Source organism: Pseudomonas sp. LBUM1678 (assembly GCF_059695575.1).
The window spans coordinates 4,092,608-4,104,655 of the sequence record NZ_CP166775.1 but is presented as its reverse complement, the minus strand read 5'-3'; the positions used below and the strand labels follow the sequence as shown (position 1 = coordinate 4,104,655).

General features: G+C 63.0%; 11 protein-coding genes. 1 reads left to right on the top strand and 10 read right to left on the bottom strand.

All coding sequences use genetic code 11. From position 1 onward, the window contains the following. Positions 1–73 precede the first annotated feature (73 nt). Positions 74–643 (top strand): YceI family protein, encoded by a 570-nt coding sequence (locus ACA070_RS18595; RefSeq protein WP_497447814.1) that lies wholly within the window; start codon positions 74–76, stop codon positions 641–643. Here the strand turns inward: ACA070_RS18595 and ACA070_RS18590 are convergent, their stop codons facing one another. From ACA070_RS18590 to ACA070_RS18545, 10 genes are read right to left on the bottom strand one after another with little or no spacing between them, the layout of a single operon-like run. After that, positions 644–1,351 (bottom strand): NAD(P)H-dependent oxidoreductase, encoded by a 708-nt coding sequence (locus ACA070_RS18590; RefSeq protein ID WP_497447813.1) that lies wholly within the window; start codon positions 1,349–1,351, stop codon positions 644–646. Between the two features lie 53 nt (positions 1,352–1,404). After that, positions 1,405–2,946: an acyl-CoA carboxylase subunit beta gene (locus ACA070_RS18585; RefSeq protein WP_497447812.1), complete on the bottom strand. Its 1,542-nt coding sequence runs from the start codon at positions 2,944–2,946 to the stop codon at positions 1,405–1,407. Then, positions 2,943–4,004 carry an alcohol dehydrogenase catalytic domain-containing protein gene (locus ACA070_RS18580; protein ID WP_497447811.1) on the bottom strand — a complete coding sequence of 354 codons (1,062 nt, stop codon included), beginning with the start codon at positions 4,002–4,004 and terminating at the stop codon, positions 2,943–2,945. The genes ACA070_RS18585 and ACA070_RS18580 overlap by 4 nt, the downstream gene beginning before the upstream one ends. Before the next feature lie 2 nt (positions 4,005–4,006). Next, positions 4,007–5,185, bottom strand: a complete 1,179-nt coding sequence (locus tag ACA070_RS18575; RefSeq protein WP_497447810.1) for a thiolase C-terminal domain-containing protein — start codon at positions 5,183–5,185, stop codon at positions 4,007–4,009. After that, the gene (locus ACA070_RS18570; protein WP_497447809.1) at positions 5,182–6,711 is read right to left on the bottom strand and encodes an AMP-binding protein; all 1,530 of its coding nucleotides are present in this window, start codon (positions 6,709–6,711) and stop codon (positions 5,182–5,184) included. The genes ACA070_RS18575 and ACA070_RS18570 overlap by 4 nt, the downstream gene beginning before the upstream one ends. Before the next feature lie 8 nt (positions 6,712–6,719). Next, positions 6,720–7,136 (bottom strand): Zn-ribbon domain-containing OB-fold protein, encoded by a 417-nt coding sequence (locus tag ACA070_RS18565; protein ID WP_497447808.1) that lies wholly within the window; start codon positions 7,134–7,136, stop codon positions 6,720–6,722. 7 nt (positions 7,137–7,143) lie between these two features. Further along, the gene (locus ACA070_RS18560; protein ID WP_497447807.1) at positions 7,144–8,643 is read right to left on the bottom strand and encodes a hypothetical protein; all 1,500 of its coding nucleotides are present in this window, start codon (positions 8,641–8,643) and stop codon (positions 7,144–7,146) included. Between the two features lie 3 nt (positions 8,644–8,646). Continuing rightward, positions 8,647–10,044, bottom strand: coding sequence for an acetyl-CoA carboxylase biotin carboxylase subunit family protein (locus tag ACA070_RS18555; protein WP_497447806.1), 1,398 nt, complete (start codon positions 10,042–10,044; stop codon positions 8,647–8,649). Continuing rightward, complete coding sequence (accC, locus tag ACA070_RS18550) at positions 10,041–11,450, bottom strand: acetyl-CoA carboxylase biotin carboxylase subunit (protein ID WP_497447805.1); 1,410 nt, start codon at positions 11,448–11,450, stop codon at positions 10,041–10,043. The genes ACA070_RS18555 and accC overlap by 4 nt, the downstream gene beginning before the upstream one ends. Continuing rightward, entirely contained in the window at positions 11,450–11,917 is a 468-nt protein-coding gene (locus ACA070_RS18545) for an acetyl-CoA carboxylase biotin carboxyl carrier protein (protein ID WP_497447804.1), read from the bottom strand. The genes accC and ACA070_RS18545 overlap by 1 nt, the downstream gene beginning before the upstream one ends. Positions 11,918–12,048 lie beyond the last annotated feature (131 nt).

Below are 12,048 nucleotides of genomic sequence, written 5' to 3'. Positions count from 1 at the left end.
GTGGAATAAACGGCGGTTCTTTGCTTTAGTCCACCTATCGCTGGCACTGCGAGTGCCACGACCGGAGCGCCCCATGAATGCTCGATCCCCGTCGTATTCCGTACTGGCTGTTGCGCTTGTCTTGGGCTTCTTCACCTGTGCCGAAGCGGCCGAATACACGCAAGTGAATGAAACCGCGAGCACGATCTCCTTTACCTACAATCAGTTCAGCTCGCGGGTGTATGGCACTTTCGGCAAGTTCAAGGCCACGCTTGATTTCGACACGGCCAACCCCACAGCGGGCCATGCTGCGCTCGCCATTCAGCTCGACAGCATCGATGCCGGCAATGAAGACGCGAACACCGAGCTGCAAAAGCCTGCCTGGTTCTACGCGCAGAAGTACCCCGAGGCGACGTTTGAATCGACTGGCGTGGAAGCGCTGGGTGACAGCCGCTATTCGATCACCGGCAGACTCACGCTCAGGGGCGTCACCCGTGAGGTGGCCGTTCCAGTCCTCCTGAAAGAGGAGAACGCCATCGGTATTTTCGATGGCCAACTGACGCTCAAGCGCAGCGACTTCAAGGTCGGTGAGGGGGAATGGGCCGATAGCGTGGTTTCCGACGCCATCAATATCCGGTTCCGGATGGTTGCGCCGCAGCGGTGACTAAGCGATTCCAAGCGGATAAAGCCGATCATCAAACTGACTCAATCGCGGGTACTCGATAGGCTGATCCCCACCGATGTTTTCCAGTCGTTGGCGATAGTCTTCCAGGAACGCCTGCCGAGCGTCGTCACTGATATACGGCACATGCCACCCCACAAAAGGCTGCAACACCTCCAGCCCGACATAAGCCAGTGTCCCGCGCAAAAGCGGACGCAGCATGTCCTCCAATGGACCATGAATGGCACCCTCGCCGAACATGTGTTCCCGCCCGCCCAGGGTCACGGTCACCAGTGCTTTTTTGCCGCGCAGGCCGCCTTGATCGTAGAAACGCTTACCGCCGTAGCAAATACCGGACACCAGGACGCGATCAATCCAGCCCTTGAGGATGGCCGGTGTCGAGAACCAGTAAATCGGGAAGTTGAGGATCAGCAAATCTGCCCACAACAGTTTGTCCAGTTCATCCTGGATGTCGGCGGCGAGTGTCTGTTCTTTGCTGCTGCGCCGTTGCTCAAGCGCGTAGACCAGGTACTCGGGGTTTTCTCGGGTGGAGAAATCCTCGGCACTGGCCACCGGGTTCCAGTTCATCTCGTACAGGTCGGATACCCGGACTTGGTGCCGTTGGGCTTGCAGGGTTTCAACCGCTTGGTCGCGCAGGGCGGCGGTGAAGGATTTTGGTTCGGGATGGGCATGCACGATTAAAACGTTCATGGCGGTTCCTTGAAGTTCAGAAGGTGTTTTCAGCGTGAGGGAACATGCGCCGATCAAAAATAAGTCGGCCACGTGCGCATTTCATGGCGCCCGATGCCGTGATTGATTCCGCGCCGTTGAGCTGCCAGCGCCTCGACGAGAAAGCGCCGTGTTTCGCCCGGTGCGATCACCTCGTGAATGCCCATCGCACCGGCCAGGGCAAAGGCCGACGTGTCTTTTGAGAATTCGGCGTGCAGGCGCTCGTAGCGCTCGGGGTCAGACTCGCGTGTCACGTCATGCACGACGCTGACCGCCACGCCGGGGTCGACGAAGCTGACGTCGGCCATGCACCAGGCGGCCGACTGATCGCTGTTGCGGCCACCGCCGAAATTCAGGTAGGCCTGACCGAAACTCTTGCGCACGATCACCGACAGCTTCGGCACGGAGCAGAGTTGCACGGCGTGAATCATGTTCATGATGTGTGCGGGCGCGGCGCGTTTTTCGCCTTCGATGCCCACCAAAAAACCGGGGGTATCGACCAGAAACACCAGCGGGATGTTGAACGAATCACACATTGCGATAAAACCGCTGGCCTTGCGGCAGGCATCGGCGTCCAGCGCTCCGCCCTTGAATTGCGGGTTGGAAGCGACGATGCCAATGCTGGCGCCTTCCAGACGGGCGAGGGCGGTGACCACCGAGCGGCCGAAGCGGTCCTTGAGGGGAAACAGACTGTCGCGATCCACCAGTGTGGCGAGCAGTTTGCGCATGTCGTAGGTTTTACTGCGTTCCCGCGGGACGATAGTTTCAGGTCCCAACGTGTCCGGGCGGTCCTCGGGCTCGCAGGGCAAAACCGGTGGTGCCTCGTTCGAGTGCGAGGGCAAGTAGCTGAGAAAGCGGCGGATGGCGGCCAACGCGTCCTGGTCAGTGTTGACCACCATGTCCGCCAGGCCGGTGATTTCAGCGTGCATGCGCCAGCCACCGAGCTCCTCGGTATCGGATGTTTCGCCGATGGCCACCGCGGTGACCTTGGGGCTGGAGACGGCGAGCAATGCGCCCTTGCGCATCACGGTGAAGTCCGCCAGGCACGAGTACCAGCTCGCCGAGCCGAAGCAGGGTCCGAGGACGGCGCTGACCCACGGCGTCTCGCGGCGCCGGCAATATTGCTGAGCGTCCTGACCGCCACTGGCCATGCTCGCCGCGCCCATCGCGTCTTGCATGCGCTGGCCCGATGATTCACCGAGGAAAACCAGCGGCATGCCGTTGCGGGTGGCGCATTCCTTCATGTAGGCGATCTTGCGTGCATTGATCCACGAGGACGACGCGCCTTTGACCGTCATGTCGTTGGACACCACGGCCACCCGGCGCGCGTCGATGCGGCCGAAACCGGTGATCTTGCCGTCGGCGGGTGTGCTGTCTCGATCCTCGGGGCGGGAGGAATGGGCCAGCATGCCGATTTCGCTGAACGATTGCGGGTCGAGCAGGCCGTCCAGACGTTCACGGGCGTTGAGCACGCCAGCGTCGCGGCGTGCCTGAAGCTTGGCTTCACCGCCCATTTTCAGGGTGCTTGCGCGGCGGGCGTGGAGTTCCTGTCCCGGTGATAGGTGTTCGCAGGTCATCGTGAAGTCTCATTGGGAACTATGACGGCACGTCCGACGATTTCGCCGCGACGCATTTTGTGCAGGACGTGCGGCACCTCATCCAGTGGATGGCGGTGCAAGTGGAGCGGCAGGCGGCCAGTGGAGGCCAGCGCGACGAGTTCGATCAGCTCGGCCTTGCTGCCGCCGAACGTGGTGCTGATCATCGCGCCGTAGGGCAGCGAGCCGTTACTCAGCTCGAAGGTGCCGTGGCCGCGCCCGACCACCACGATGTGTCCGAGCGGGCGGATCACGCCGGCGGCCAGGCGCAAGGTGTCGCCACTGCCGACGAAATCCAGCACCGCGTCGACTTGGCCGATGCGCTTGAGAAACAACTCAGGGGTCAGATCGTTGGCATCCAGCACCCGGTCCACCCCTTGGCTGACCGCCAGCCCGAGGGCTTCGACGCGGGTGTCGATGGCAATGACTTGGGCCGCAGTGATCGCGCCCAGCGTAGCGATTGCGATATGCCCCAGTCCGCCGACACCAATCACCAAGACGCTGCTGCCGGGTTGCAGCAGTGGCGCGACGCGTTTGACCGCGTGGTAGGCGCTGAGCCCGGCGTCGGTCAACGGCGCGGCCCTCCAGGGTTCGAGCGTGCCGATGTCCACCAGGCAGTCCTGATGGATCACCACGAATTCGGCGAGCCCACCGTCATAGCCACCGCCGTAGATGCGCCGCGAGGCGGAGCAATAGTTGTTCCAGCCATCGATGCAGGCGCGGCAATGACCGCAACCGGGAATGCTCACGGCGCAGGCCTGCCCGACCGTCCAGCCGCTGACTGCCGGGCCGAGTGCGTCGATCCAGCCGGCGATCTCATGACCGAGGGTCATCGGCAGCTGCACATCGAGGTGCGGTGGCGAGCAGCACAGATCGTCCAGCGCATGCAGGTCCGATTGGCAGAGGCCATTGCCGCCGACCCGCAGGCGTACTTCACCGGGACCGGGAACCGGCACAGGCACTTCGCACAGACGCCCGCCGTCGTGCCAGTCGAACATGCGAAACGCCTGCATGGTGCGGATGGGGGTTGGCGCATTCATCGTTAATCACCGTTGGCCAGAACCAGGGTCATATACGCCGACATCAGCAGCCCACTGGCCTGGACCAGACAGCTGTTGGCGTTGGCAACTTGGCGCTCGGCACATTCGCCACGCAACTGACGCACCGATTCGATCATCAATTGCATGCCGAACTGGCCGGAGTGGTTGAAGGCCAGTCCACCGCCCGAGGTGTTCACCGGCAATGCGCCGCCCGGTGCTGCACTGCCGCTGCGCAGGAACGCGCCGGCCTGACCGGGCGCGCAGAACCCCATGGCTTCGAGTGCAACCAGCACGTTGATGGTGAAGGCGTCGTAGATCTGCACCATGCTCAAGTCGCCGCGTGCGATGCCGGACATGTGCAACGCGCGCTCGGCGCAGCCGCCGATCACCCCAGGGTCGAGCCAGTCGGTCGAGCCGAGTGGGGTGACGTGATGCCGATAGGTGTCAGCGAATCCGCGAATGAACACCGGCGGCTTTGCCAGCGTGCGCGCGCGGTCGGATTTGGTGACAATCAGCGCACCAGCACCGTCGCTGACCAGACAGATGTCGGCCTTGCGTAACGGGTCCGAGATCAGCGGCGACGCCAGGTACTCTTCCATGGTCAGTGGTTTGCGCAGCGTCGCCTGTGGGTTCAGCTGCGCCCAGCGCCGCGCGTTGATCGCTGCTTCGCCGAGGTCTTCGGCGCTGGCCTGATAGCGATGCAAATACTGCTGCGCGAGCATCGCGTACCAACTGATCGGGCTGAGCACGCCATAGGGCGCAACAAATTGCCCTGACGGCGAGCGCGGGTCGGTGACCACGCCGCCACGCTGGCGGCTGTTATCCAGTCGCTGGGTGCTGCCATACGTGAGCAGCGCCACCGAACACAAACCCGCCTCGATCGCGGCCATGGCGTGAATCAAATGAGTCAGTGGCGAGCCGCCGCCCACCACGGTGCTGTCGACATAACGCGGCGTGATCCCCAGGTACTCGCTGACCAGCAACGCATTGGCGCGGTCGTCCCAATGGGCGAACACGCCGTCGACATCGGCCAGCGTCAGCCCGGCATCGAGCAAGGCGTCGCGGGCGGACCGGCATTGCAGCGACAGCGCGGTGTCCCCAGGTTGCGCCTTGCCAAGCCCGGCCTCGCCGACGCCGACGATGGCGTAACGGCCTGGCAGATGGGACGTGTCGAGCGTCATGGTTGCGGCTCCTGCGCGACGAGCTGAGCCCGCACGTCTTTCTTCAACACCTTGCCGACCGGACTGCGCGGCAGGCTCTCCCAGAACAGCACCTGTTTGGGTGTCTTCAGGCTGCCGAGTTTTTCACGGCAGACGGCGATGAACTCCTCAGCCGTTGCACTGGCGCCAGCCTTGAGTTCGATGACGGCGATGACTTTTTCACCCCAGTCCGGATCAGGTATTCCCACCACGGCGCAATCCATCACCGCCGGATGCGCCCAAATCACCTGTTCGATCTCGCTCGGGTAAATGTTGAAGCCGCCAGAGATGATCATGTCTTTGGTGCGATCGACGATGTACAGGTAACCGCCTTCGTCGAATACACCTATGTCACCGGTGTGGTGCCAGCCGAACCGTCGCGCTTCGGCATTGGCTTGCGGATTGTCGTAGTACCCCGGGGCGACCAGCTCGCCACGGGCGACGATCTCGCCGCGTTCACCGGGCTCGACAATCCGGCCTTCCTCATCCATCAGCGCCACTTCGCAGGCGCCGGTCGGGCGGCCGGCGGAGCCCAGATGCTTGCCGTCACGCATGTGATCTTCTCGGGTCAGTATCGTGATGACGCCCGGCACTTCGGATTGGCCGTAGGCCTGAACGAACACCGGCCCCCACAACGCAATGCCTTCGCGCAGCTTGTCCACGGACATCGGCGCCGCGCCGTAGATTACGTATTCCAGTGACGAGCAGTCGCGGGTCCTGGCATCCGGGTGCGACAGCAATCGGTAGATCAGCGTCGGCGGCAGGAACAGGTGAGTGATGCGTTCCCGTTCGATGGTTTCCAGAACGGCACCCGGGTCGGCCGACGGCGCGATGACATTGCGGGTGCCGAAACTCGACAGCGCCATGGCCGTCGCACCCGCGGCATGGGTCAGCGGCGCGACCACCAGATGCGCCGGGTTTTTGGCCGGCGGCATGAACTGGTTGCTGATGCGGTAGCAGGCGAGCAGGGCGCGGTGGCTTTGCATGATCGCTTTCGGTCGACCGGTCGTGCCACCCGAAGACTTGATCAGCGCGGTGTCGTCGAGGGACTGGCGCACGGTGCAGCGCTGGCCGGCGTGTTCGCGACACCAATCGGCGATGCTCAGCCCGTCGATGGGCTCGTCCAGGCCGATCACGGTTTTGAGTGTCGGTACACCCGCGCGGATGCGCTCGGCGTGCTCGGCGTATTGGGAGTGCAACACCAGCACGGACAGCTGGGTGAAGCTCATGAACCAGATCAGGCTGTCAATCGAGTCGCGGGCATTCAGCGGAACGAAAGTCGCCCCCGCGCGCAAGGCGCCCAGCATGGCGACAAAGCTTAATGGATGATTAGGCGCCAGTACGCCGACATGGGGGGACCGGAGTTTCAGCAGCGTCAGGGCGTGGCCGATGGCATGGGAATCGGCCTGGACCTCGGCGTAGGTGAGGCTGAAACCGGTGCCTTGCAGGCAGACGTTATCCGGGTGGCGATCGGCGCCGGCATCGAAGTGGTCGGTAATCATTTCCATGGTGGCGGCTAATCCAAAAGAGTGAACTGGGGCAGCGTGCAAGACTCGCTGACGGACTCGAAACAAACGCCGACGCGGGCGCCGATGGCGATGCGATCCAGGTCGGCGTCGAGGATGTTGGCCAGCGTGCGGACGCCTTCATCGAGGTCGATCAGCGCAACGACATACGGCAACTTCGATTCGAATGCCGGCGAGGGTGCGATCCGGCAGACCGTGTAGCTGTAGAGACGTCCTTGACCGCTGGCATCGATCCATTCGAGGCCGTCGGACAGGCACTCGAGGCAAAACGCTCGCGGATAGAACTGGCAATGGCCGCAGCCGGTGCAGCGCTGGATCACCAGGCGCTGCTCCTGCGCGGCGGCCCAATAAACGGCCGTTTCGGTGGTGGGTTGTGGCACGGGTCGAGCAGAAAGAGGAGTCGACATGGCAGCCTCAGTGAGTACGCAGTTCGAAACCGGCCATGGCGATGTGCACCTGGCGTTGTTCCGTAAGCTTGGCCAGGCCGGCGATCAGCTCGTGCAACGGAGGACGCACGCTGAAGGTGTCGTCGATCACCGTGGGAACGAGCCCGGTGATTTTTTCGTCGCTGTACATGGCGCGCAGCAGCAGTTCGTCATCTGACAGATCCGGGTAGCGGCGACGCAATTCGGGAACCCTTGGCGACAGCACCGGTGGCGTCGTAGCCACCTCGCGGGAGCCGTTGGCGAGTACGCGATCCTTGACGTCGGGATCAACCGGCAGCGGCAGTGCGCCGAAATAGCCGCAGACGTATTTTTTCACTTCGTCCGGCACCACTTTGTAGCGCTCGCCACTCAGCACATTCATGACCGCCTGCGCGGCGATCATGGCGGGGAAGGGCGTGGCCATCACCGGCGAGCCCAGCTCTACGCGGACGCGGCCGATCTCCTCGAGCACCACCGGCAGCTTGTCGGCGATGCCCGCCAGTTGCAGCTGCGATTGCAGGTTGGACATGGCGCCGCCGGCGTATTGAGTGACGAAGTGCGCCGGGTCGTATTCCGCCGGGACACCCACGGGGAAGCCGTTCTCTTCGGCAACCCCGGCAAGGTATTCACCGATTTCGTCTGCCGCCCGGTCATCGAAACTGACCTCGAAGCCGATCTCACGCAGGTTGCGCGCCAGCATCTGCGCCGATGGCCCGGCGTTACCGTTGGCCAGCGGATCGATCGAGCACAGCAAACGGTCGGCGCCGTGCACGGCGGCTTCGATGGCCACCAGCGAACCGGTGGCGTTGAGGCAGTGCGTGAGCACTTCGAGCGGTCGATCACCGATCACGGCTTTGATCGCCGGCACAATGCAGCGCACCTGTTCCACGGTCAGGCTGCCGCCGGCGTCACCAAAGGTAAAGGCGTCGATGTCGAAGCGTTCGATGGCTTCCCGCGCCTTGGCGGCGTAGAACGGCGCGTCGTAGCCTGGGGCCAGGTTGTAAATCATCGCAAGGTTGGTGGTCGCGCCCAGGCGCTTGGCGGTGGTGATCGCCGGCACCAGGTTATCCCAGCAGTGCAGGGAGTCGAGAAAGCCGATGTCGCGAGCACCGTTGGCGATCAGGCGTTCAACGTACAGCTCGCTCAAATCGTCCGGCTCGGGGTAGAAGCTGCGCAGCATATTGCTGCGCACAATCGCGCGCAGCGGCGTGTGGCGAATGCGCTCGGACAACAGGCGCAGGCGTTCCAGCGGACTCTGATTGAGGAACAGCACGCTGGCGTCAAACTGCACCAGGGCAATGGCTTCTATCGCATCAAACCCCAAGGCATCCAGGCGCTCGGCCATCGGCAGCATGTGTTCGGTGCGCATGCGGGTGGCCCACAGGCACTGGTGTGCATCGCGCAGGGTGGCGTCCACCAACTGGATACGCCGACGTTTGCCGGTGCGGGCAAATTCCGCGTTCACTTGTTCACGTAGTTGATTCAGCACAAATCACCCCTTGCTGTGTTCGAGATGGATGGACAGGCCAGGGCCTGTGACACTCAATACGGTGTAGTCGGGCCAGCGTTGCAGAAGACCGTGCGTCAAGGCCTGCTCGGGTGTGCGAACTTCATAGTGAAGTTTTTGCAGCGGTGGCAGTGCAGGACAGCCGCACACCAGTGCCGCCAGTGCTTCTTCAGTCGCGGGCAAATTGGCCGGACGGCCAGGGTTGGCGACCGCGCCGATGCGCTGTTGCACGCTGAGCAGCGACGTGTCGATCGGGCCGTAACAGCCTTGCAACCAGCGGCGCAGTGCGGGCTGCAACGTGGCGAAGCGTGGGCCGGCATCGAGGTGTTCGAGTGCCTGTCGCGCAATGGCATGTGCGAACGGTTGCTGCATCGGCGGATGGCCAAGTTCCTGGCGAATGCGCGTGCATTCGCGGGAAAATTCGAACAGATCCGCCAGACGCCCGCGCTCGCGCAACGCTTGCATGGCTTGGGCGGCGACTTCCCCTGGCAACTGGTGTTCGTAAGGGGCCAGGTCGAAGGCCCAGGGCAGGCTTTCGGCAAAGCCTTCCTGGTCCGCCACGGCCGCGAGCTGAGCCTGGGCGTCCTTGATACGGTCCTGATCCGGTGATTGCAGCGGCAGTTCGAGCAGCGCCGCGGAGCGGATCAGCAATGCCAGCGAAGGCGTCGATGGGCCGTTGGCGACAACGGGTAACGCGGCGTCGAGACGGTCGATGCCGAGTCGAATCGCTTCCAGCGCCACTTGCGGGCCGAGGCCGGTGTGGCAGCGCGTGTGCAGATCCAGCGGTTTGCCATCCACGCCATTGCGCAGGGCGGAAAGCAAACCGGGCAAGCGATCGACATGCAGCAAGCCGGCTTCGTCACGCAACATGATGCGCTGGGCACCGGTCAGCACCAGGCGTGCGGCACAGGCCGAATAGTACGCGTCGCAATGCTCGGGATCGTCCACATAGGGCAGGGCGGCGATAGCGGTCAGTCCGTGGGCCTGGGCCTTTTGCACGGCGTTGCCCAGACGCGAAAGGTCCAGCAGCGGATCAATCAGCACGACCTCACTGATGCCGGACTTGGCGAGCAGTCGCAGCCAGGTGTCCAGCGCTTCATCGGCGAGCACATCGAGATGGCCGTGGGCGGGCAGCAGGTTCACGGTGGCGCGTAAAGGCGTGCCATTGGCGCGCTGACGCATCGCGGCGACGCGTTGCAGCGGGTTCTCGTCGCGGCCGATGCATTGCGCGATCACCGCCGGGCTCAACACCTCGATGGCAGCAAGCCGGGCGTGCCCGAGCGAATTCATCGTTCCCAACAGCATCGCGGTACTCGCGGCGCCGTCCCAGGCAGCGGTCTGCCCGTCGCTCAGGCTGACATCGACCAAAGTTGTCATGCTCATGCGCGCTCCTTGGCTTGTTTCAGAGCCTGTTTGCGTGCAGGTACGAAAACGTCTTCAACCCAGCGGGTGGTGACGAGGCCCGCGACGAAATCCGGGTGGTCGAGCACGGCGTGATGGAAGCTGGCGGTGGTCGACAGGCCCACCACTTTCAGGTCTTCCAGCGCCTTGCGCATCAGCACGATGGCCTCGCTGCGGGTCGGCGCATGCACGATCAGTTTAGCGAGCAGGGAGTCATAAAACGGCGGCACGGTGGCGCCGCTGTAGCAGTGAGTATCGACCCGGACGCCTTTGCCTTTGGGCGGTTGCCACTCGCTGACCAGGCCCGGGCTTGGCAGGAAATTGCGGTCCGGGTCTTCGGCGTTGATCCGGCACTCGATGGCATGGCCGGTCAGTTTCACGTCGGCCTGGCTGAACGACAGCGGCAAGCCTGCGGCGATGCGAATCTGCTCGGCGACCAGGTCGAAACCGGTGATCATTTCCGTCACCGGATGCTCGACCTGGATGCGCGTGTTCATTTCCAGAAAATAGAATGTGCCGTCGCGGTCATCGACCACGAATTCGATCGTCCCCGCGCCGAAGTAGCCGACATTTTTGGCCAGGCGTACGGCGCATTCACCCATTTGCTCACGGGTTTGCGGCGCGAGGCTGGGAGAGGGCGCTTCTTCGATCAGTTTCTGGTGACGGCGCTGCGTCGAGCATTCGCGCTCGCCCAAATGAACCACGTTGCCATGACGGTCGCCCATGATCTGGATTTCGATATGGCGCGCCAGTTCGATGAACTTCTCGACGTACAGGGTCGGATCGCCAAAGGCGGCTTGCGCTTCCGACGAGGCGGAACGGAATGCCGCTTCTGCTTCTTCGTCGCTGCGTACGATGCGCATGCCGCGTCCACCACCGCCGGCCGTTGCCTTGAAGAGCACGGGATAGCCAATGTCGCTGGCGATGCGGCGGGCAGTCTCGGCATCGGCCACGGCATCGGAACCGGGCACGCGCGGCACTTCAGCTTTTTCGGCCAGACCGACGGCGGTGATTTTGTCGCCCATCGAATCAATGATCTCGGCCGAAGGGCCAATGAACACCAGCCCGGCGTCTTCGCAGGCCTGGGCAAAATGCGAGCGCTCGGACAAGAAACCATAACCCGGATGAATGGCGTCGCAACGGTGTTCGAGTGCGGTGCGCACCAGCAGCTCGGCGCACAGATAACTTTGCGCAGCCGGCGGCGGACCAATCACCACGTACTGGTCGGCGAGGCGGGCGGCCAGGCTGTCCTGGTCAGCTTCGGAGACGGCCGCGACCGATTCAATGCCGAGTGTTTTGCAGGCACGCACGATGCGTACAGCGATTTCGCCACGGTTGGCGATCAATACCCGGCGAATGTCGCGGGTTGCCACGGGAATGCTGCTCATCAGCGTGCCTCCGGTTCAATAATCATTAATACCTGGTCCCGCTGAACCATTTGCAGGTCCTGGGCGACGATGCGCACGACGCGGCCTTTCACCGGGGAGGCGAGGGTGTTGAAAAGCTTCATGGCTTCGACCAGGCACAGGGGCGCGCCGGCTTCCACCAAGGTGTTTTCTTCAACAAACGACGGTTGGTCGGGGCTGGGTTTGCGATAGAAGGTGCCCATCATGGTGGCGCGCACCGCAATCTGACCGGCGGTAACCTCGGGTTCGCTCGCGACCACCACGGCGGGCGTCGACTGCGCGGTTTTTGCGGGCGCGGCGCCATGCACAGGCTCCAGCGATCGCTGGATCGTGCCGGACTTGCTGGCCGTCAGCGTGGTGTCACCGACGCGGACTTCAAGGAAGTCCAGATGCCTGGTCTGATCCAGTATCTCCAGGATTCTTCGTGCTTCTTTATATGTAAGTGACATGCCTCAGGGCCTCTTGTTGTTCGAATTGCCTTGACCGATAAAAACATCCATACGTAGGATTGTCAACAATCAGACAATCACGTAATGTGCTGATCGTCACCCAGGGCATTTGCGCAGCACTTGATAGAAAA